The sequence below is a fragment of the Streptomyces antioxidans genome, from assembly GCF_000968685.2.
In the GTDB taxonomy this organism is placed as follows: domain Bacteria; phylum Actinomycetota; class Actinomycetes; order Streptomycetales; family Streptomycetaceae; genus Streptomyces; species Streptomyces antioxidans.
In genome coordinates, this window is record NZ_LAKD02000006.1 from 175,298 (window position 1) to 196,069 (window position 20,772).

A 20,772-nucleotide genomic window follows, 5' to 3' on the forward strand; every position below is an offset into this window, starting at 1 on the left:
GCTACCGCCCCTTACGAGCACCCACAATACTTGCAGACACAGTAATTGCAAGCGCGCTATATTGCTCATGCTGTGTATCACGTCACCGTCGCCGCCGCCGGGCCCGGCCGGGCCCCACCCCGCACCAGGAGTCAGCCATGACCGCGCCCGACCTCGTCGCCACTCCCCTCGCCCAGAGCTGGTGCGCCCTGTCACTGCTGCACAACAGGATCGAGACGCGTCTCGAGGGGGCTCTCCACACCCGCCACGGGCTCAGCGCCCGCGAATACGCGGTGCTGGACGTCCTGAGCCGACAGCACGACGGGGACAACGGCCATCTGCAGATGAAGCAGGTGGCCGACGCGGTCGCCCTCAGCCAGAGCGCCACCACCCGCCTGGTCACCCGGCTCGAGGACCGCGAACTCCTCTCCCGCTATCTGTGTCCCACCGACCGGCGCGGGATCTACGCCAATGTCACCGCGGCCGGGCTGCTGCTGCTCGGCCGGGCCCGGCCGACGTACGAAGGCGCCCTGCGCGAGGCGCTTGACCTGGCGGCGCGGGATCCGAGGCTCACCACCCTGGTCACGGCCGTGGCCTCGTTGGAGGCGTCACCCCTCGACACCTCATCACTTCACGTTCCGGGGTGCGGGCTGCCCGGCTGAGCTCACGCTCCGGAGACGAGGCCACCGGACAGCGGCCCCGCGCCCGTCTCCCGCTCGTCCGACAGCACCGTCTCGCGGAACGAGGCGACGACCGGCCGCAGATCGACGTGGTGCCAGACCGCCCACAGCCGGACGGACGCCTCGTACCAGGGCAGTGTGCGCACGGCCACCGCCTCCGTGGCGCCGCGCACCATGCTCTTCTGCACCAGCGCCAGCCCGAGGCCGGAGGCCACCAGGCCGAGTGCCGTCAGGGGATCCGCGGCGTCGAGCCGGATGTCGGGCGTGAAGCCCGAGGCCACACACGAGGCGACGAAGGTGTCCCGCCACGCCGGGTCGCCCGGCTCCTCGACCGCGATCCACGGCTGCCCGTCCAGGTCCTCCGCCGCAATCGCCTCGCGCCCGGCCAGCGGGTGGCCCGCCGGAAGGACCAGCAGCAACGGGTCCTCCAGCAGCGGCGCGGCGCGCAGTACGGGGTCGTCGCGGTCCGGCGGCTCCCGCACCAGGGCGATGTCCAGGCTGCGCTGGCGCAGCCCCTCGAACTGCTCGGCCGCGGCCATGCTGTACAGCGCGACATGGATTCCGGGGCTCTCCTCCTGGAGCCGGCGCAGCGCGCCCGGGAGCACACCGGTGTGCATGGCGTCGGCCACGTAGCCGATGCACAGCCCGCCCTCCTCCCCCCTGCCCAGCCGGCGGCCCAGGTTCTCCAGGCGGTCGGCGTGGCGCAGCAGCGCCCGGGCCTCGCTGAGGAAGATCGCGCCATCGCGGGTCAGCCGGATGCGCTGCTGGCTGCGCTCGAACAGGGTCAGGCCGAGGTTCTTCTCCAGCTGAGCGATCTGACGGCTGAGGGGAGACTGGGAGATATGGAGTTGCTCGGCGGCGCGGCCGACGTGTTCGGTCTCGGCCACGACGCTGAAGTAGCGTAGTTGTCGCAGGTCAAGCATGTAAGACCTCCGAGGACTCAAGTGTATCCAAGAGAGTCTTGGACAGTCTGAAGTCCCGATCCTAACGTCGGAGGCGAACGAACGGCGGACCGGCCGAGAGCCATGAGTCCGTCCCTTCCCCCCTCTCTCCGCGAGGACACTTCATGACCATCACGTCTCTGCTCCCGGGCCGCCTCGGACTGGGCACGGCCCCGCTGGGCAGCATGTTCCGCGATGTCTCCGCCGAGGAGGCCGCAGCGACCGTCGACGCCGCCTGGGACCACGGCATCCGCTACTACGACACCGCCCCCTTCTACGGCGCGGGGCTGGCGGAGATTCGCCTCGGCGACTCGCTCGCCGGGCGCCCCCGCGACAGTTATGTGCTCAGCACCAAGGTGGGCCGCGTGATCCTCGACGAGGTCGAGGACCCCGCCGCCCGTGAACTCGGCGAGAAGGGCGGCCTGTTCGAGCACGGCCGTCCCAACAAGATCGTCCACGACTGGACGGCCGACGCCACCAAGCGGTCCATCGAGGACAGTCTGCGGCGCCTGCGCACCGACCGGCTCGACATCGTCTGGGTCCATGACGTGGCCCAGGACTTCCACGGCGACGACTGGCTCGCCGTCTACGAGAGCGCCCGCACCGGCGCCTTCCGCGTTCTGCAGCAGCTGCGCGACGAGGGCGTGATCAAGGCGTGGGGGCTCGGCGTCAACCGCGTCGAACCCATCGAGCTCACCCTCGACCTGGACGAGCCGAAGCCGGACGCCTTCCTGCTCGCCGGGCGCTACACGCTGCTTGACCACGACCGGGCCCTGGAGCGCCTGCTCCCCACGGCGGCGGACCAGGGCGTCAGCCTCGTCGTCGGCGGCCCCTACAGCTCCGGCATCCTCGCGGGCGGCACCCACTTCGAGTACCAGGACGCGCCCGCGCACATCATCGAGAAGGTGGCGCGCATCAAGGAGCTCGCCGAGCGGCACGGCGTCAGCGTCAAGGCCGCCGCCCTGCAGTTCTCCCTGGCCCACCCGGCGGCCGCCGCCGCGATTCCGGGCGCCACCCGGCCCAGCCGGATCGCCGAGGATGTCGCGGCCCTCGACGAGGCCGTCCCGGCGGCGTTCTGGACCGAGCTGCGCGAGGCCGGACTGGTCTCCCCCCTCGCGCCCCTGCCCGTCGCCTGACGATCCCCCTCCCCCACCCCGACAGGAGCATCCCGATGGCCTCCACCACCGCCACCCTCGACCTGGCCGTACCGCCCGAGCGGGTGTGGCAGCTCATCGGCGGCTTTGACGCACTGCCCGACTGGCTGCCGTACATCGCGGAGAGCGTGGCCGCCGAGGGCGGCCGCGTCCGCCGACTGCGCAACGAGGAGGGCGGCGTGATCGTCGAAAGGCTCGTGGCCTTCGACGACGCGGCGCGCTCGTACAGCTACGCCATTCTGGAGGCGCCCTTCCCGGTGACCGACTACCTCTCCACGCTGCGCGTGCGCGAGGTCCCCGGCCGGTCCGGCGCATCGCGCGTCGAGTGGTCCGGTACGTTCACCCCCGCCGGCGTCAGCGACGACGAGGCCGTCGCGCTCTTCCACGGCATCTACGCCGACGGGCTCGCCGCCCTGCGCAACACCCTGGCGGGCCGAGCCGTCTGAAGCGTCCGCACCGCCATCCGACGTAAGCCCCGCAGGGCGGATGAGTGGGTTCCCGGCGCGCCGGAAACCCACTCATCTCCTTTCCCGTGCGCCACGTCCCCGACGGCCTGAAACCAATTCGGATGGGCGCTCGGGACCGTCGGAATGGGTTTCTGAATGGCATCCGAGCGGCCATGGGTGTTGCTGCGGCGCGCCTTTCTTCCTTATCGGACAGGAGTTCGACGCCCGTTCCTTTCGCGGGCTGGCCGACCTGGCCCCGTTGCACCCGCCGTCGCGATGACCACCGAGTTCATCGAGGCGCTGACGCCGCTGCGCCGTCCTCCCCCTCACCCCCTGGTGGAGCACCCGCCCCAGCCGGACCTCGGGCTACTCGCGGGGAAAATCCAGCACGTCGAAATTCCGTCAGCCATCGGGCATCCCCTTTTAGGACTTTACCCATACATTACCCTGCGAAAGAAACGAGAAATCGTTTCTTCAAATCTACGATCGCAAGCTATGACCGACGCTCCGCGCGATAACTCCGCCACCCGTGCGCGCTGGCAGACCTGTCTCAAGCTGGCCCGCGAACTCCTCCTCATCGGACCGGACAACACCGACCTCAAACTCGGCTATCTCCACACCCTCATCGATACGGGCAGCCTCGGCGTCACCCGCCACCCCCGCAAGAAGATCCTCATCATCGGCGCCGGTATCACCGGTCTGGTGGCCGGTCGGCTGCTGAAGGACGCGGGCCACGACATCACCATCCTGGAGGCCAACACCGGCCGGGCCGGCGGGCGCATCAAGACCTTCCGCACCACCAAGCACCACCGGCCGTTCGACGACGCCGCCCAGTACGCCGAGGCCGGTGCCATGCGGCTGCCCGACTTCCACCCGCTCGTCCTCGCCCTCGTCGACAAACTCGGGCTCGGCCGCCGCCTGTTCTACAACGTGGACGTCGACCCCGCCACCGGCAGCGGCCCCGACGTCCCCGTCCCCCCGGTGACGTACACCTCCTTCACCGGCCGCACCTGGACCTACGGCGACGACAGCCCCGACTTCCGCGCGCCCGACAGCCGCGGCAACACCTGGATCCGCACCAACCGCGTCCAGGTGCGGCGCTCCGACTACAGCACCGTCCCTGAGAAGATCAACGAGGGCTTCCACCTCACCGATGACGAGGTCCGCGCCCCCGCCGTGCGGATGGTCGACGACGCGCTGGAGAGCGTGCGGGACTACTACTCCGACGTGGTGGACGGGGAGCGGGTCAACAAGCCGCTCGAGGAGTGGATCGAGGGCTGGGCCCGGGTGATCCACGACTTCGACGGCTATTCGATGGGTGGCTTCCTGCGTGACTACGCGGGGCTCAGCGACGAAGCCATCGAGGCGGTCGGAACGCTGGAGAACATGTCCTCGCGGCTCCATCTCTCCTTCTTCCACAGTTTCCTGAGCCACACCGACATCAGCCCCGGTGTGCGCTACTGGGAGATACCCGGTGGCAGCTGGCGGCTGCCGGACGCCCTCCACCGGGGCCTGCGCGACGAGGTGCGGTTCGGCCACCGCATGATCCGCCTGGAGTACTTCGACCCCAGCCGCGACTCCGCCCCCGCGGGCAGCGGCGCCGTCGGACCCGACGGATGGGGCGTGGCCGTGCGGACCGTCGCCGAGGACAACCCGGCGGGCCCCACCCGTCTGTGGACCGCGGACCTGGCGATCGTGGCCATCCCGTTCTCCACCCTGCGCTTCGTGGAGATCGTCCCCTCGATGTCGTACAAGAAGCGCCGCGCCATCATCGAGACCCACTACGACTCGGCCACCAAGGTGCTGCTGGAGTTCAGCCACCGGTGGTGGGAGTTCACCGAGGACGACTGGCGCAGCGAGCTCGACAGCATCACACCGGGCCTCTACGCGTACTACCAGCGCGGCGGCGACACCGGCACCGGTCCCGCGCCCGAACTCGCCGAGGCGGGCCGCGACCTGCTCGGCGCCGCGGTCAAGGACAGCGGAGTCACCGAGGAGTTGCGCCAGGTCAACAGCGCCATGCCGCTGCGCGGCCCCGCCGTGCGCCCCGCCACCCACTGCTTCGGGGGCGGCTCCGCCACCGACAACCCCAACCGGTTCGTCTACTACCCCTCGCACCCGGTCGAGGGCAGCACCGGCGGTGTGGTGCTCGCCTCGTACTCCTGGTCGGACGACGCCGCGCGCTGGGACTCCATGCGCGAGGTGGAGCGCTATGTCTACGCCCTGCGCAACCTCCAGGCCCTGCACGGACGCCGCATCGAGGTGTTCTTCACCGGCCTGGGCGCCACCAAGAGCTGGGCCCGCGACCCGTACGCCTTCGGCGAGGCCGCCACGTACACCCCGCACCAGATGACCAGCTTCCACCTGGACGCCTCCCGCCCCGAGGGCCCGGTGCACTTCGCCGGGGAGCACACCTCGCTCAAACACGCCTGGATCGAGGGCGCGCTGGAGAGCGCCGTCCGCGCCGCCACCGCCGTCCACCAGGCCCCGCCCCTCACCACACCGGGCCCGGACCAGGAGGACCCCTCGTGACCGCGATCACCCCCGAGTCCACGGTCGCCCGCCATCTGGCCCGCCGCCTGGCAGAGTTGGGCATCACCCATCTGTTCGGGGTGCCCGGCAACCACCTCGGCCCGTTCCTCACCACGCTGCGGGCCGAGGGAGACATCGAGTGGGTCGGCACCCCCACCGAGGGCGGCGCGGGCCAGGCCGCCGACTCCTACGCCCGTCTCCACGGCATCGGCGCCGCCGCGGTCACCTACAGCGTCGGCGCGTTCAACCTGCTCAACGCCTGTGGCGGGGCGTATGTGGAACACGTCCCGCTCATCGCCATCAACGCCTGCCCGCCGTACGAACAGTGGCAGAACTACCGCGCGCTCAGCCTGCTCACCTCCCATATGAGCCCGCGCCGGGAGAGCAACCTGGACGCCTACCGGCAGGTCACCGTGGAGGCGCAGGTCATCTCCAACCCGGGCCTCGCCCCCGGCCAGATCGACGCCGCGCTCACCGCCTGCCTCTCCGAGCGCAGGCCCGTCTACCTGGAGGTGATGGAGGACCTGTGGGACGAGCCGTGTGCCGTGGCCGGGGAGCCGCTGCTGCGCCGCGAGCGGCCGTTCAGCGTGCGCAACCAGACCATGCTGGCGAGCGCCGTCGCCGCGGTCCTCGCACTGGTCGAGGAGCACCCCGGCCCGGACGGCAGGCCCCGCCCGATCGTCTGGGCGGGCGAGGAGGTCGAGCGGTTCCGCCTCGACCGGCAGCTCACCGATCTGACGCAGGCCACCGGGGTGCCGTACTGCACCACCGTCGGGGCCAAGGCCGTCCTCGACGAGCGGCTGCCGCAGTTCCACGGGGTCTACAACGGCAAGGCCAGCCACCCGGACGTACACGCGGTCTTCAAGGACTGGGCCACCTGCCGGATCGGCCTCGGCACCTGGTCCACCTCGAAGAATCTCAACGGTGAACTGTGCGTCGGCACGGACTGGGTGGTGGCGGCACGGGGCGGGGTCAGCGTCGGCACCCAGTACTTCCCCGACGTCCAGCTCGCCCGGCTGATCCCGGCCCTCCAGGACGCGCTGGTGGCGCGCTTCGGCTCCGGTGGCCTGACCGCCGACTACTACGCCGAGGCACACGCCAGGCACGGCGGGTCCGGGAACCGCCCCGCCTCCCTCGAGGACCACCGCGCCACGACGCTCCGCGCCGGTGGCGCGCTGTCCGGGCCCGGCGAACGGCTCACGTACGACGGGGTGTTCGACCGGATCAACCACTTCCTGGCCAAGGAGACCCGGGAGAGCTGGACGGTGGTCTCCGACGCCGCGTTCTCCCTGATCGGCTCGATGAACCTGACCCTGCCAGCGGGCGGCTTCCTGTCACAGGTCAGCTGGCTGTCCATCGGCTGGTCCGTGGGCGCGGCCACCGGCGCGGCGCTCGCCCCCGAGCGCGGCCACGCCCGCCCGATGGTGTTCGTCGGCGACGGCGCCTTCCAGGAGACCTGCCAGGAGATCTCCACCCACACCAGGCTCGGGCTGCGGTCGGTGGTGTTCGTAATGGACAACGGGCACTTCTACGGCATCGAGCAGATGCTGGTGCACCCGTCCTACTACGCGGACCGGGAGCCCCGCGGCGCCGCCGACACCGATGGCGCGGACTTCTACAACGTGCTCCACCCGTGGCACTACGAGCGGCTGGCGGATGTCTTCTCGGGCAAGAAGACCCCGGCGCACGGGGTCAGCGTGGCGCACCCCGGCGAGCTGGACGAGCTGCTGGCACGCCTCACCGACCCGACCGACCCGGTCAACGCCGGACCACTGCTGGTCCGGGTCCGGCTGCACCGGCACGACTATCCGCGGGCGATGGCCTACAAGGTAAAAGGGGAGTAGCGGCATGTCAGAGATCATCAATGTGCTGATCGCGTTCGACGCGTTCTCGATCGCCAAGCGGTATCCCGACGCGTCGAAGGACTACAACGCGCCGACCTGGGTCGACCAGAGCCTGATCTATATGACGACGCGCCAGGACCGCGTCATCGGCACCTCGGGGGCCGAGCTGAACTTCCGCGCCAACCCCAGGGACATCATCAGGTGGCGCGAGACGACACTGTCGCTCAACAGCGAGTACTGCGCCCTGCTGTACCGGTACGCGAGCGGCGACCCGCTCATCAGCACACCGCGGGTCGTGATCGGCGACGGCACCTATCCGATCCCGAAGGACGGGGCCACCGACCGGCCGGACTTCGAGACCCAGGACTACGCGGACCACTTCTGGGAGGCGGACGTCAAGAAGGTTGGCGAGGTCACCTACCACTTCTCCTTCCAGATCCTGGACGCCGACCAGCGGCTGGTGGGGTACTTCCAGTGGGACCCGTTCATCACCATCGAGAAGCGCTCCTGACGGCCCTCCCCGCGGTCAGGTAGCGGCACGTCCCGAGTGAAAGACCCCCGCGGCGTGTGCCGCCGCGGGGGCGCTCAGCACGGTGTGGAGCCGGTCGAACAGCTCGCCCGCGGCCACGCCGTTCCAGTCCGGCGGGAGCAGCTCCAGGGGAAGCCCCGGGTCACGGTAGGGCATGCGCCGCCACTGGGTCAGCATCGGAACGTACGTACCGAACGCCTCCAGCGGCTGTGGCCCGCGGCGCGTCACGGCGTCCAGCACCGGGCCGTACCGGCGCAGGAAGTCCGCGTACATGGCGGTGAGTTCATCCAGGTCCCACCAGGAACGGACCTTCTCCCGCAGGTCGCCGAAGGCCACGTGGTCGCCGGTGAAGATGTCGACGTACGCGGACAGCTCCCGGCGCTCCAGGGTCCGCCGCGCCTCGTCCGCCAGGTGTCCGGGGGCGATCCAGACGCCCGACGCCGCGGTGCCGAAGCCCAGCCGGGTCAGGGCCGTCCGCAGGGCGTGCCGCTTCTCGCGCTCGGACTCGGGCACGGAGAACACCACGAGCACCCAGCCGTCCCCGCGGGACGCCCTGGTCCGCCGGAAGATGCGCACATCGCCCTCGGCGAGCGTCTCCAGGGTCGATCCGGCGAGCGAGTATCCGGCGACGCCCTCGCGGCGCTCCCCGCGCAGCACCTCGCGGCGCTTCATCCGGGAGACCGAGGACCGCACGGCCCGGCTCTCCACGCCGAGGTCCGCCATGAGGCCGATCAGCGAGGCGACCGAGAGCCAGTTGTGCTCGCCCCGGGCGTAGAGGCCGTAGAGCGTGAGGATGAGCGGGGCATGGCGGGACTCCCGCTCGCCCGCCACGGCGGTGGCCGGTGTCGTCTGCGCGGTCATTCCCGGCACCCTAACGTCCGGCGCCCCACCGTCTGGCGCCGCCCGTCACCGCGCGCCCGGTGCCACCAGCCGTTCCTCGGGGATCACGGCCACGCCCAGGATCTCGATCACCGCCTCGGGCTGCCACAGCGCCGTGCAGCCGATGCCCGCCATGGCCGGGTAGACGGGCCCGGCGAGCTCGCGCCAGACCTCGCCGATCTCCTTGCCGTGTGCCTGGTAGTCGGGGATGTCGGTGAGGTAGATGGTCACGCTCACCAGGTCCTCGGGCCGCCCTCCGGCCTCGCGCAGCGTGGTGAGCAGATTGCCGAACGCCTGCCGGAACTGCTCGACGACGCCCCCCGGGACGATCTTCATGTCCGCGTCGAGGGCGGTCTGTCCTCCCAGGTGGAGGGTGTTTCCCGCGAGTGTGCCATGTGAGTAGCCGCTGGGCCTCGGCAGAGCGGGCGGGTTCACGGGGACGGGGGTCATGGGGCCTCCGGCTCGGTTGTGTTCCGTCCTGTCCCCCGGCCGGACAGGTGTATTGACTTTAGATGACGACCGTGAGAAACACGAGACATCGGATCCTGGTCCCCGACTGAACGGAGCCGACCCCATGGAGCCCGATCTGAGCAAGTACCGCCTCCAGGGCGACAATTCGATGTACCGGCTGCCGAGCGGCATCGTCGCCCCCGTGGTGACCCGCGGCGGCCTCGAGAGCGCGAACACCGCCGACTCGGGCGGTGCCGTCCGGGTGGCGGGGGTGAGCATCCAGCACACCTCCGCCACCCGGCTCTGGTTCGGCAAGGTCAGCAACGAACCGGGCTACCGCTCGGTGACCCACCACCACGGCGAGGCCGAGACCGGTGGCTACGTCCTGTCCGGCCGGGCCCGCATCTACTTCGGCGAAGAGCTGCGGGACTACCTCGACATGGAGGAGGGCGACTGGGTCTTCGTGCCGCCGTACATGCCGCACGTGGAGTGCAACCTCTCCCGCACCAAGCCGCTGACCTGGATGACCACCAGGACACCGGAGAACATCGTGGTCAACCTGCCCGATATCGCCGACACCGAGCTGCGCGACTGGCTGGACCGCCGATGACCGGCACGTCCCCCACCTCCGCCGTCTTCACCGCCGCCGTCACCCTGAAGCCCGCCCAGCCGGAACACTTCGACCTCGCCTTCACCGCCACCACCCAGCCCTGCCCCTGGCCCAAGGCGTACGGCGGCGATCTGGTGGCCCAGGCCGCGGCGGCGGCCATGCGGTCGGTGACCGACGGCAAGTCCCTCCACTCGATGCACAGCTACTTCCTGCGCCCCGCCGACATCGGCGCCGAGGTGCGCTACGAGGTGGAGGCGGTGCGCGACGGCCGTGGCTACAGCACCCGGCAGGTGCGCGGCTACCAGAACGGCAAGCCGCTGTACGTCTGTCTGGCCGGATTCGCGGCGGGCGAGCCCGGTGCGGACTTCCACCCCGGCTCCGGCGGCGAGGTGCCAGGCCCGGAGGGCCTGCCCACCTCGGCCGAGTACCTCGCCGAGCGCGACGGCGGCTCCATGACCGAGGAGTCCAAGGCGTACTGGTCCGGCGGGCGCGGCTTCGACATGCGGCATGTGCCCGGCCCGGTCTATCTCACCGTCGAGGGGAAGCGCCTTCCGCACCAGGCGGTGTGGCTCAGGCCGTTCGACCCGCTGCGCACGGTCGACGGGCTGACCGACACCCAGCGGGACCTGGCCGCCCTGGCGTATGTGTGCGACTACACGATCCTCGAACCCGTGCTGCGGGTGCTCGACCTGCCCTGGGCCAGGCCCGGACTGGTCACCGCGAGCCTCGACCACGCGATGTGGTTCCACCGCCCGGGGCCGGTGGACGGCTGGCTGCTCTACGTCCAGGAGGCCGTCGCCGCCGACGCCGGCCGGGGCCTGGGCACGGGGCGCTTCTTCACGCGCGATCACCGCCACCTGGCCACCGTGGTCCAGGAGGGCCTGATCCGCACCACCTGATCCGCCGCCCTCCCCGGCGGGCTCCCGGAAGGACCCTTCCGTGACTCTTCCGCTCCCCCTCTCGCCCTCGGCACACCTCGACACCTTCACCCGCGACCGGCTGCCCCCCGCACATCTGTGGCCGACCCTCGAGTTCACCACGCCGGAACTGCGCTACCCGGACCGGCTCAACGCGGCCACCGAGCTCATCGACACCCCCACCGCGCTGTTCGGCCCCGACCGCCCCGCCCTGCGCACCCCGTCCGGCGAGGTGTGGACGTACGGCGAGCTGCGCGTCCGGGCCCATCAGGTGGCCCAGGTGCTCACCGAGGACCTGGGCCTGGTGCCGGGGCAGCGGGTCCTGCTGCGCTCGCCCAACAACCCCTGGACGGTGGCGGCCTGGCTCGGCGTCCTCAAGGCCGGTGGTGTGGTGGTGACCACCATGGCCGCCCTGCGCCCCCGGGAGCTCGTCCCCGTCTCCGAGCGCACCCTGCCGTCGATCGCCCTGGTGGACCACCGGTTCGCCGCTGACGTGCGCACGGTCAGGGACACCGTACTGCCCGGGCTGACCGTGGTGGAGTACGGCGGCGGCGGCCCGGAGGACCTGGTGGCCAGGGCCACGGCCAAGTCCGGTGCGTTCACCGGCGTGGACACCGCCGCCGACGATGTGGCGCTGCTCGGCCCCACCTCCGGATCCACCGGCGCGCCCAAGATCACCATGCACTTCCACCGGGACATCCTGTCCATCGACAACACCTTCGGCCGCCACACCCTGGGCCTGGTCCCCGACGACCTGGTGGCCTGCACCGCGCCCCTGGCCTTCACCTTCGGCCTCGGCATGCTGGTCGTCTTCCCGCTGCGGGCCGGAGCCTGCGCCCTGCTCACGGAGTCCGCCACTCCGCCGCGGCTCGCGGAGCTCGTACGGCGGCACGGCGTCACCGCCCTGGCCACCGCGCCCACCGCCTACCGGGCGATCCTGCGCGAGGGCGCCGAGCGGCGGCTGGCCGGGCTGCGCACCGGCGTGTCCGCGGGCGAGCACATACCCCGCGCCATCTGGGAGGAGCTGCGGGCCCGCATCGGCCTGAGGATCATCGACGGCATCGGCGCCACCGAGCTGCTGCACATCTTCATCTCCGCGGCCGGGGATGACATCCGGCCCGGCGCCACGGGCAAGGCGGTCCCCGGCTACCGCGCCGCCGTACTCGGCCCCGACGGCGCGGAACTCGGCCCCGGGGAGCCGGGCAGACTCGGGGTCATCGGCCCGGTCGGCTGCCGCTATCTGGGCGGCGAACGCCAGCGGGACTACGTCCTGGAGGGCTGGAACATCACCGGTGACATCTTCCACCGGGACGAGGACGGCTACTTCCACTACCACGCCCGCAGCGACAGCATGATCGTCTCCTCCGGGTACAACATCGGCGGCCCGGAGGTCGAGGCCGCCATCGACACCCACCCGGACGTCGTGGAATCCGCCGTGGTGGCCCGCCCCGACGCCGAGCGCGGCTCGATCGTGTGCGCCTTCGTGGTGCTGCGGGACGGTGTGCCCGGCGGCGCGGCCAAGGCGAAGGAGATCCAGGACCACGTCAAGCGGGTCCTGGCGCCCTACAAATACCCGCGCGAGGTGCGGTTCCGGGACGCCCTGCCGCGCAACACCAGCGGCAAGCTCCAGCGCTTCGCGCTCCGCAGGATCGTCGAAGACGAGCAGGGCTCCGCCGAGGCCGTCGCTGAGAGCTGAGAGCTGAGAGCTAATTGCTGAAAGGAACCCCCTTGAAGATCGCGATCATCGGCGGCGGTCCCGGCGGGCTGTACTTCGCGGCCCTGATGAAACGGCTCGACCCGGCCCACGAGATCACCGTCTGGGAGCGCAACGCCCCCGACGACACCTTCGGCTTCGGCGTCGTCTTCTCCGACGAGACGCTCGGTGGCATCGAGAACGCCGACACCGCCATCGCCCGGGGCATGGCCCGGCGCTTCGCCCGCTGGACCGACATCGACATCCACTACCGGGGCGAGAGCCACACCGTCGGCGGCCAGGGATTCGCCGCCATGGGGCGCAAGGAACTGCTCCGGCTGCTCCAGGAGCGCTGCCGCGACCTCGGCGTCACCCTGCGCTTCTCCGCCCTCGCCCCGGACACCGAGCGGCTGCGCGGGTCGTACGACCTGGTGGTGGGGGCCGATGGCGTCAACTCGGCCGTACGGGCGGCCCATCCGGAGGTGTTCCGCCCCTCCCTGGACCGTCGGCACAGCAAGTACATGTGGCTCGGCACCGACCGGGTCTTCGAGGCGTTCCAGTTCTTCGTCAAGCAGACGGAATGGGGTGTCGTGCAGGTGCACGGCTACCCCTACTCCGCCACCGGCTCCACCTTCATCGTCGAGATGCACGAGGACGTCTGGCGGCGGGCGGGCTTCGATGCCACGGAGGGGGCCGACCTCGCGCCGGGCGCCTCGGACGAGGACGCCGTGGCGCGCGTCCGTGAGCTCTTCGCCGAAGAACTCGACGGCCACCAGGTATTCGCCAACAACTCCAAGTGGCTGAACTTCACCACCGTACGCAATGAGCGCTGGCACCACGGCAACCTCGTGCTCATCGGGGACGCCGCCCACACCGCCCACTTCTCCATCGGCTCGGGCACCAAGCTGGCGATGGAGGACGCGCTCGCCCTCGCCGCCTGTCTGCACGAACACCCCGACACCGAGGCCGCGTTGACCGCCTATGAGGCCGAGCGGCGACCGGTCGTGGAGTCCACCCAGCGGGCGGCGCAGGGCTCGCTGGAGTGGTTCGAGAACATCGGGATGTACATCCACCAGGAGCCGACCCAGTTCTGCTTCAACCTGCTCACCCGCTCCCGCCGGATCACCTATGACAACCTGCGCACCCGCGACCCGGAGTTCGCCGACCGGGTCGACCTGGCCTTCGCCGCCGCGCAGGGCCGGGGCGGCGTGGCACCCGCGATGTTCCAGCCGTACCGGCTGGGCCAGCTGGAGCTGAAGAACCGGGTGATCGTGTCCCCGATGGACATGTACTCCGCCGTCGAGGGCGTGCCCGGCGACTTCCACCTCGTCCACCTCGGCTCCAAGGCCATGGGCGGCGCCGGGCTGGTGATGACCGAGATGGTGTGCGTCTCGCCCGACGGCCGCATCACCCCCGGCTGCACCGGGCTGTGGAACGACGAGCAGGGCGCTTCCTGGCGGCGGATCGTCTCCTTCGTCCATGAGCGCAGCACCGCCCGTATCGGCCTCCAGCTCGGCCACTCGGGCCGCAAGGGCTCCACCCGGCTGATGTGGGAGGGGATGGACGACCCGCTGCCGCACGGCAACTGGGAGGTCGTCGGCCCGTCCCCGCTGCCGTACGGCCCGGACTCGGCCGTGCCGCGCGAGCTCACCCGCGCCGCTATGGACCGGATCGCCGAGGACTTCGTGGCCGCCGCCCGCCGGGGCGCAGAGGCCGGGTTCGATCTGCTCGAACTGCACTGTGCGCACGGCTACTTGCTGTCCTCGTTCCTCTCCCCGGCCGCCAACCGCCGCACCGACGCGTACGGCGGTCCGCTGGAGAACCGGCTGCGTTTCCCGCTGGAGGTCTTTGACGCCGTACGGGAGGCATGGCCCGCGGAGCGGCCGGTGATCGTGCGTATCTCCGCCACCGACTGGGTGCCGCACGGCACCACCGAGCGGGACGCCGTGGAGATCGCCCGCGCGTTCATCGCCCATGGCGCGGAGGGCATCGACGTCTCCTCCGGTCAGGTCACCCAGGACGAACGGCCCGCCTTCGGCCGCTCCTACCAGACCCCGTTCGCCGACCGCATCCGCCACGAGGTGGCCGCGGCCACCGGCACCGCGGTCATCGCGGTGGGCGCGATCGCCTCGTACGACGACGTCAACTCGCTGCTGCTGGCGGGCCGGGCCGATCTGTGCGCCGTGGGCCGCACCCATCTCTACGACCCGCACTGGACCCTGCACGCGGCGGCCGAGCAGGAGTACCGGGGCCCCGGCGCCACATGGCCGGTGCAGTTCGGCGCGGGCGCCCGCAAGCCCCCGGCCGCGCGCACCGACGCCGTGCGGCCCAGGCTCTCACTGCTCCGGCCCGACCCCGCCGACCAGACGGTTCATCTGCGCTGGACCCCGGAACGCGCTCCGGCCCCCGTGTCCTGAGGGTGTGCGAGCGGCGCCTTAACCGGGGGTCAGCCCGTGATGTCCTCGAACCAGGCGCGTTCCTCGGGCGTGAGGTCCGTCCCGGTGCCGTCGAAGACGGGCAGGTCACCGTCCATGCGGTGCACGGCCACCACCCGGTCGGGGCACTCCAGCGCGAGGTAACGGCTCACATAGCTGCCGACGTCTCCGCCTGCCGCGCCGAACCGCGCATAGCCGAGGACGTCCATCAGCTCGGCCCACAGCCCGGCGACACCGATGTAGTCGAGCGGCCGGTCGGTGGGCGGGGCGGAGTATCCGTAGCCCGGCAGGTCGGGCACGATCACGTCGAACGCGTCGGCGGGGTCGGCGCCGTGCGCACCGGGGTCGGTCAGGTGCGGGATGACCTTCGTATAGCGCCAGAATGAGTCCGGCCAGCCGTGGCTCAGCACCAGCGGCAGGGCGGGCCCGGCCGGGGCCACGGCCTTGACGTGTGCGAAGTGGATTCCGAGGCCGCCGAGCCGGACGCGGAAGCGCGGCAGCCGGGCGAGCGCGGCCTCCTGCGCGGCCCAGTCGAACCCGTCCGCCCAGTAGGCGACGAGCTCACGGAGGTAGCCGAGGTCGGTTCCGAGCGCCCACCCGGCGTCCTCGGGCGCGTCCGGCCAGCGCGTCGCGCGCAGCCGTCCGCGCAGGTCCTCCAGAGCGGCGGGGTCGGCCCGCGGGGTGAACGGTTCGGTTCGGGGCGTGGCGTCCGGCATGCCGCGCAGCCTAGTGCCCAGGTCAGCCGTCACACGATGTAATCCCCCCCCGCGCCGGGACCGCCCAACGCGCCGCCGCGGAGCTATTCACCTCGCGGTCCGGCGGGCCCGCTTCACCTCGCGGTCCACGGCCCACGCGTCGCCGACCGGTCCGAGGTGGCCGAGCTTGTCGGGGTTGACCACCGTGCGGATGGTCTGGATCTGCCCGTCGAGCACATCGAGGACCAGCGCGTGGAGCACCTTGCCGTCCCGGTCGCGCAGGATCGCACCGGGCTGGCCGTTCACCTCGCGCGGCTCCAACGAGGCGTCGATCCGCAGCAGCCAGGGGAAGACATGGCCCAGCAGCCGCGCCACGTTCTCCGCGCCCGTGACGGCCCTGGCCAGCTGCGGGGCCTTGCCGCCGCCGTCACCGACCAGGTGCGCATCGGCGGCCAGCAGCTTCCGCAGCCCGCCCACATCGCCGTCCTTCAGCGCGTCGAAGAACCGCGTGGCCAGCTCCTGCCGCTCCTGCCGGTCCGCCGCGAACCGCGGCCGCCCGTCCGCCATGTGGCGCCGCGCCCGCACCAGCAGCTGGCGGCACGCCGCCTCCGACCGCCCCACCGCCGTGCCGATCTCGTCGAACCCGAAGGCGAACACCTCCCGCAGCACGAACACCGCCCGCTCCAGCGGGCTCAGCCGCTCCAGGAGCAGCAGCGCCGCCATCGACACCGAGTCGGCCAGCTCCACCGCCCGGGCCGGATCCTGATACGGATCGCTGAGCAGCGGCTCGGGGAACCACGGGCCCACGTACTCCTCCCGTCGCACCCGCGCGGAGCGCAGTACGTCGATGGAGAGGCGGGTCACCGTGGCCGACAGATACGCCTTGACCGACACGGGCCGGGTGGCCGAGCCGTCGAAGCGCAGCCACGTTTCCTGCACCGCGTCCTCGGCCTCGCTCACACTGCCCAGAATCCGGTAGGCGATCGAGAACAGCAGTGGCCGCAGCTCCTCGAACTCCTCCACCTTGCTCATGCCGGTTCCCCCCTGAGCGACCGGCCGGACGGCCGAGCGCCGATCAATGGAACTGCCCGACCTGGTAGTTGCCCGCCGGCTGCTGGGTGATGACATTCAGCCGGTTCACCAGGTTCATGAACGAGACCAGAATCACCAGGGCGGTGAGCTGTTCCCCGTCGTAGTGCTTGGCGGCGTTCGCCCACACCTCGTCGCCGACGCCATTGGCCGCGTCCGCGATCCGGGTTCCCGCCTCCGCCAGCTCCAGCGCGGCGCGCTCGGCGTCGGTGAAGACCGTGGCCTCACGCCACGCCGCCACCAGGTTCAGCCGCACCGCGGACTCACCGGCCGCGGCGGCCTCCTTGGTGTGCATGTCGAGGCAGCCGGCGCAGCCGTTGATCTGGCTCACCCGCAGCGCCACCAGCTCCTGCGTGGCGGGCGGCAGCGGCGACTCCTTGACCGCCTTCCCCGCCGCCATGACGGGCCCCAGGACCTTGCCCGCGGTCGGGCTGGCGGTGTAGTTCAGTCGCGCGTCCATGGTGTGCTCCTCCGTGGTCGTCAGTGGCTACACCCCTGAGACGAGGTGACCCGGTCCGCTGTGACACGGACAGTTGTGACCCGCGTCTCCCCGCCACCGACCACCACTAGGCCGAACGGGTGGCTTCTCCGGCATTCCTTGTCACCGTCCCCTCGCTTTGCGTTACTGGAATTGATGAACCCGGATCGGCAGCCCATCCCTTTCGGGGGAGTTCGCCGCCGACCGCGACGGTCGGCAGCGCTCTCGGATGGGCGCTCCGTGCCGTGTCATGTGCCGCCCCGCCGAGAGCCGCGCTTCTCATTGAAGGGGTCCGACATGACCATCCAGCTTCCCTCCGCCGACACGCCGTCGATACTCGCGACCACGACCCTTCCCGCCGGTATCCAGCCGACGGGCGTGGCCATCAATCCGGCCGGCACCAAGGCGTATGTGACCAACGCGGGGAACAGCGACCCGGCGACGAGCACGGTGTTCGTGTACGACACGACCACCTTCAACCAGACCACCGTGACCGGAATCCTCCCCAGCGGCTCCCCCCGGGGCGTGGCGGTCCTGCCGAACGGCGCCTTCGCCTATGTGGCCGTCCCCGGCGCCGGGTCGGTGCAGAAGATCGACACGTCCACGGACACCGTCGTCGCCACCATCCCCGTCGGGGCCACCGCCTTCCCCTTCGGAGTGGCGGCCACCCCGGACAGCCAGTTCGTCTACGTGACCAACCTCTTCGGCAACCAGCTGCGCAAGATCAGTGTCGCCACCGACACCGTCGTCAACATCATCCCGATCGGCAGCAATCCGCCGGTGGTGGCCATCACCCCCGACAACCTGTTCGCGTGGGTGGCCAACACCTTCAGCAACACCGTCAACAAGGTCAGCGTCACCGCCAACAGCATCGTGGGCACCATCCCCGTGGGGGGCGCGCCGTCGGGGGTGGCGATCTCGCCGGACGGTTCGTTCGTCTGGATCACCAGCACCTTCGCCAACACCGTGACCAAGATCGACGCGGTCACGAACGCCATCGTGGCCGTCATCCCGGTGGGCAACGCACCCCAGACCCTGGCGGTCTCGCCGGACAGCTCACTGGTCTACGTCGCCAACAACGGCGCCAACAACGTGAGCGTCATCGACGCCGCCACCAACACGGTCACCAGCACCCTGACCGTGGGCGCCAACCCAATCGGGGTGGCGATCAACGCCTCGCCCGACCAGGTGTGGGTGACCAACAACAACAATGACACGGTGACCGTGCTCACCCCGTCCGTGACGGTCGGCACCACCCTGACCGCCTCGCCGGCCGTCATCACCCTCAACACCATGACCGGCCAGTTCGTCATCCCGCTGCTGAGCGCCACCCTCGAGGAGACGGTCAGCGGCGACCCCGTGCCGGGCCAGACCGTCAGCTTCACGGCCAACGCCGTCACCGGTCCGCTGCCGCTGGGCTCGGCGGTCACCAATGCCAGTGGCGTGGCCAGCCTCACCAATGTGGTCGTCCCGCCCACCGCCCTCACGGCGCCGACGTACACCGCCGCCTTCGCCGGGGCACCCGGCTTCGACCCCTCGTCCTCCACCGCCACACTGACCTTCACCGGCTGACGCTCCGGCGGAGACCATCTCGTGCCCTCCGGGACCCGGGTCCCGGAGGGCACGACAACGCATCGCCCATGGCGTCCATGACCGTCGTGATCCGGGCAGTTGTACGCTACGGCTCGGTCCGATCAACGGAATACGGTCCGGTCAACGGAATACAACGGGGAGACAGTCATCGTGAGCGAGCGAGCCAGCGGAATACCTTCCCCTCGTACCTACTCCGCGGTCTCGGGGTTGCTCACCGGGACGATCGCCCTGTACATCGCGCTCGTCGCCGTCGGCAACATCACCGACTTCGACTCCAACCAGCAGTTCGTCCGCCATGTCCTGGCGATGGACACCACGTTCAAGGACGACGATCTGATGTGGCGGGCCATCACGTCCACCGCGCTCCAGGACACCGCGTACGTCGCCATCATCGTCTGGGAGAGCGTCGCCGCCCTCGTCCTCCTCGCCGCGACGGCCATGTGGGGCGCGGGGCTGCGTGGTGGCGGCGTCCGCCGCGCCCGTCAGGCCAGCACGGTCGGGCTGCTGATGCTGATGCTGCTGTTCGGCGCCGGGTTCATCGCCATCGGCGGCGAGTGGTTCGCCATGTGGCAGTCCAAGCAGTGGAACGGGCTGGAGGCCGCCACCCGCGTCTTCCTGATCTCCGGGGTCGTACTGCTGCTCATTCACCTGCTCCCGGGCGAGCGGACCGAGCCCGGCACCACGAAGTCTTGACAGTGATGTGACTCACCTTTAACGTCCGCAGCAGCGCTCTGTGAGAGCGCTCTCCCGAGGACCCCGCGTGACCGCACCGCTGGGCTCTCCCTCCCGCTCTTCCGCTCTTCCCGTGTGCGCACGGAAAGGAGAGTCATGTCGTCCACTCCCCCGCGCTTCCCGCCGTTACGGCGAGCCCTCGGCCGCTGGCGAGGTCCGGGTGTCGTCCTCGCAGCCGTCGGCCTCATCCTGTCCATGCTGTCCACCGGCTCGGCCAGTGCGCGGGCCGATCTCCGCGCCGCCGACAGGGCCGCGTCGACCCCGCGGAGCGCCGAAGCACCGGTGCGCGTCGCGGAGTTCGTCGCCGAGTGCCCGTTCACCCACCGGCTGCCGGACGACCCGATCGTGTTCCCCGGGCTCCCCGGCGCGTCCCATATGCACAGCTTCTTCGGTAACGACTCGACCAACGCCCACACCGATCTGGCCGCCCTGCAGAGGGGCAGGACCAGCTGCAGCCCGACCACCGACCTGTCCTCGTACTGGACCCCGACCCTCTACGCCGACGGCAAGGAGGTCGAACCCACCGGCACCACCTTCTACTACCTCGGCGAGGGCGTGCGCGACGATGTGATCGCGACCATCAAGCCGCTCCCCCAGGGGCTGCGGATCGTCGCGGGCAACGCCAAGGCCACCGGGGTCGACGACCCCACGTCCACCTCACGCTGGTCCTGCCTGCACCACGGGGAGGTCAACCCCTCCAAGGACTTCGTGAACTGCCCCTCCGGCGCGATGCTGGAGTCCTACCTCGACTTCCCCCAGTGCTGGAACGGGAAGGACCTGGACTCCCCCGACCACAAGAGCCACATGGCGTACCCGGTCGGTGGCCAGTGCCCGGCGACCCACCCGGTGGCCGTGCCGAAGCTGCGCCAGGTGCTCCGCTACCCGGTCAACGGCGACCCCGCGCGGCTCAAGCTGGCGTCGGGCGCCGGGTACACCATGCACGGCGACTTCTTCAACGCCTGGCCCGAGGACGAGATGGCCCGGCGGGTGCGTGACTGCATCAACGTGATCGTCAAGTGCGGCGCGGACGGCCGTCCCTGACCCCGTTCCGCCGGTGGGCGGAGCCCCGTGACGGGAGGCTCCGCCCACACCCACG

Annotated in this window: 18 protein-coding genes and 1 pseudogene; 13 read left to right on the top strand and 6 right to left on the bottom strand. The window is 70.8% G+C overall.

The window, feature by feature from the left end:
* Positions 1–137: 137 nt before the first annotated feature.
* A complete protein-coding gene (locus tag VT50_RS05705; RefSeq protein ID WP_046088747.1) occupies positions 138–641 on the top strand; it encodes a MarR family winged helix-turn-helix transcriptional regulator in 504 nt (167 codons plus the stop codon).
* A gap of 2 nt (positions 642–643) precedes the next feature.
* Here the strand turns inward: VT50_RS05705 and VT50_RS05710 are convergent, their stop codons facing one another.
* Complete coding sequence (locus tag VT50_RS05710) at positions 644–1,582, bottom strand: LysR substrate-binding domain-containing protein (RefSeq protein WP_046088748.1); 939 nt, start codon at positions 1,580–1,582, stop codon at positions 644–646.
* 143 nt (positions 1,583–1,725) lie between these two features.
* Between VT50_RS05710 and VT50_RS05715 the strand changes: the two genes are divergently transcribed.
* From VT50_RS05715 to VT50_RS05735, 5 genes are all read left to right on the top strand, one after another.
* On the top strand, positions 1,726–2,736 hold the full coding sequence (locus VT50_RS05715) for an aldo/keto reductase (RefSeq protein WP_046088749.1): 1,011 nt from the start codon (positions 1,726–1,728) through the stop codon (positions 2,734–2,736).
* A 35-nt stretch (positions 2,737–2,771) separates the two neighbouring features.
* Entirely contained in the window at positions 2,772–3,200 is a 429-nt protein-coding gene (locus tag VT50_RS05720; protein WP_046088750.1) for an SRPBCC family protein, read from the top strand.
* A 495-nt stretch (positions 3,201–3,695) separates the two neighbouring features.
* On the top strand, positions 3,696–5,732 hold the full coding sequence (locus VT50_RS05725; protein ID WP_046088751.1) for a flavin monoamine oxidase family protein: 2,037 nt from the start codon (positions 3,696–3,698) through the stop codon (positions 5,730–5,732).
* On the top strand, positions 5,729–7,576 hold the full coding sequence (locus VT50_RS05730; RefSeq protein ID WP_079343769.1) for a thiamine pyrophosphate-binding protein: 1,848 nt from the start codon (positions 5,729–5,731) through the stop codon (positions 7,574–7,576). The genes VT50_RS05725 and VT50_RS05730 overlap by 4 nt, the downstream gene beginning before the upstream one ends.
* Before the next feature lie 4 nt (positions 7,577–7,580).
* Complete coding sequence (locus VT50_RS05735; protein ID WP_046088328.1) at positions 7,581–8,087, top strand: inclusion body family protein; 507 nt, start codon at positions 7,581–7,583, stop codon at positions 8,085–8,087.
* 15 nt (positions 8,088–8,102) lie between these two features.
* On the opposite strand, the gene VT50_RS05740 is transcribed toward VT50_RS05735, so the two are convergent.
* Together VT50_RS05740 and VT50_RS05745 are read right to left on the bottom strand one after the other, a co-directional pair.
* Positions 8,103–8,966 carry a PaaX family transcriptional regulator gene (locus tag VT50_RS05740; protein ID WP_046088329.1) on the bottom strand — a complete coding sequence of 288 codons (864 nt, stop codon included), beginning with the start codon at positions 8,964–8,966 and terminating at the stop codon, positions 8,103–8,105.
* Positions 8,967–9,011: 45 nt separating this feature from the next.
* Positions 9,012–9,434, bottom strand: coding sequence for a RidA family protein (locus VT50_RS05745; protein WP_046088330.1), 423 nt, complete (start codon positions 9,432–9,434; stop codon positions 9,012–9,014).
* 124 nt (positions 9,435–9,558) lie between these two features.
* Between VT50_RS05745 and VT50_RS05750 the strand changes: the two genes are divergently transcribed.
* From VT50_RS05750 to VT50_RS05765, 4 genes are read left to right on the top strand one after another with little or no spacing between them, the layout of a single operon-like run.
* On the top strand, positions 9,559–10,044 hold the full coding sequence (locus tag VT50_RS05750) for a cupin domain-containing protein (RefSeq protein WP_046088331.1): 486 nt from the start codon (positions 9,559–9,561) through the stop codon (positions 10,042–10,044).
* Positions 10,041–10,943: an acyl-CoA thioesterase gene (locus VT50_RS05755; RefSeq protein ID WP_046088332.1), complete on the top strand. Its 903-nt coding sequence runs from the start codon at positions 10,041–10,043 to the stop codon at positions 10,941–10,943. The genes VT50_RS05750 and VT50_RS05755 overlap by 4 nt, the downstream gene beginning before the upstream one ends.
* Positions 10,944–10,983: 40 nt before the next feature.
* Positions 10,984–12,657: an AMP-binding protein gene (locus tag VT50_RS05760; protein ID WP_046088333.1), complete on the top strand. Its 1,674-nt coding sequence runs from the start codon at positions 10,984–10,986 to the stop codon at positions 12,655–12,657.
* 32 nt (positions 12,658–12,689) lie between these two features.
* Positions 12,690–15,071, top strand: a complete 2,382-nt coding sequence (locus tag VT50_RS05765; RefSeq protein ID WP_046088334.1) for a bifunctional salicylyl-CoA 5-hydroxylase/oxidoreductase — start codon at positions 12,690–12,692, stop codon at positions 15,069–15,071.
* A gap of 35 nt (positions 15,072–15,106) precedes the next feature.
* Here the strand turns inward: VT50_RS05765 and VT50_RS05770 are convergent.
* The 3 genes and pseudogenes from VT50_RS05770 to VT50_RS05780 form a co-directional block, all read right to left on the bottom strand.
* Positions 15,107–15,805: pseudogene (locus VT50_RS05770) on the bottom strand (epoxide hydrolase family protein); the annotation flags it as partial.
* Positions 15,806–15,892: 87 nt separating this feature from the next.
* Positions 15,893–16,816: an RNA polymerase sigma-70 factor gene (locus VT50_RS05775; protein ID WP_046088335.1), complete on the bottom strand. Its 924-nt coding sequence runs from the start codon at positions 16,814–16,816 to the stop codon at positions 15,893–15,895.
* 43 nt (positions 16,817–16,859) lie between these two features.
* Complete coding sequence (locus VT50_RS05780; protein ID WP_046088336.1) at positions 16,860–17,333, bottom strand: carboxymuconolactone decarboxylase family protein; 474 nt, start codon at positions 17,331–17,333, stop codon at positions 16,860–16,862.
* Between the two features lie 315 nt (positions 17,334–17,648).
* Here VT50_RS05780 and VT50_RS05785 point away from each other — a divergent pair, with 315 nt between their 5' ends.
* From VT50_RS05785 to VT50_RS05795, 3 genes are all read left to right on the top strand, one after another.
* Entirely contained in the window at positions 17,649–18,923 is a 1,275-nt protein-coding gene (locus VT50_RS05785) for a virginiamycin B lyase family protein (protein ID WP_053048689.1), read from the top strand.
* A gap of 171 nt (positions 18,924–19,094) precedes the next feature.
* Positions 19,095–19,637 carry a DUF2165 domain-containing protein gene (locus tag VT50_RS05790; protein ID WP_240529050.1) on the top strand — a complete coding sequence of 181 codons (543 nt, stop codon included), beginning with the start codon at positions 19,095–19,097 and terminating at the stop codon, positions 19,635–19,637.
* 135 nt (positions 19,638–19,772) lie between these two features.
* Entirely contained in the window at positions 19,773–20,717 is a 945-nt protein-coding gene (locus VT50_RS05795; protein WP_046088337.1) for a DUF1996 domain-containing protein, read from the top strand.
* Positions 20,718–20,772: the final 55 nt, after the last annotated feature.

Coding starts and splice junctions, on each gene's coding strand:
- VT50_RS05705 (WP_046088747.1), top strand. CDS start 138: ATGACCGCGCCCGACCTCGTCGCCACTCCCCTCGCCCAGAGCTGGTGC.
- VT50_RS05710 (WP_046088748.1), bottom strand. CDS start 1,582: ATGCTTGACCTGCGACAACTACGCTACTTCAGCGTCGTGGCCGAGACC.
- VT50_RS05715 (WP_046088749.1), top strand. CDS start 1,726: ATGACCATCACGTCTCTGCTCCCGGGCCGCCTCGGACTGGGCACGGCC.
- VT50_RS05720 (WP_046088750.1), top strand. CDS start 2,772: ATGGCCTCCACCACCGCCACCCTCGACCTGGCCGTACCGCCCGAGCGG.
- VT50_RS05725 (WP_046088751.1), top strand. CDS start 3,696: ATGACCGACGCTCCGCGCGATAACTCCGCCACCCGTGCGCGCTGGCAG.
- VT50_RS05735 (WP_046088328.1), top strand. CDS start 7,581: ATGTCAGAGATCATCAATGTGCTGATCGCGTTCGACGCGTTCTCGATC.
- VT50_RS05740 (WP_046088329.1), bottom strand. CDS start 8,966: ATGACCGCGCAGACGACACCGGCCACCGCCGTGGCGGGCGAGCGGGAG.
- VT50_RS05745 (WP_046088330.1), bottom strand. CDS start 9,434: ATGACCCCCGTCCCCGTGAACCCGCCCGCTCTGCCGAGGCCCAGCGGC.
- VT50_RS05750 (WP_046088331.1), top strand. CDS start 9,559: ATGGAGCCCGATCTGAGCAAGTACCGCCTCCAGGGCGACAATTCGATG.
- VT50_RS05755 (WP_046088332.1), top strand. CDS start 10,041: ATGACCGGCACGTCCCCCACCTCCGCCGTCTTCACCGCCGCCGTCACC.
- VT50_RS05775 (WP_046088335.1), bottom strand. CDS start 16,816: ATGAGCAAGGTGGAGGAGTTCGAGGAGCTGCGGCCACTGCTGTTCTCG.
- VT50_RS05780 (WP_046088336.1), bottom strand. CDS start 17,333: ATGGACGCGCGACTGAACTACACCGCCAGCCCGACCGCGGGCAAGGTC.
- VT50_RS05785 (WP_053048689.1), top strand. CDS start 17,649: ATGACCATCCAGCTTCCCTCCGCCGACACGCCGTCGATACTCGCGACC.
- VT50_RS05795 (WP_046088337.1), top strand. CDS start 19,773: ATGTCGTCCACTCCCCCGCGCTTCCCGCCGTTACGGCGAGCCCTCGGC.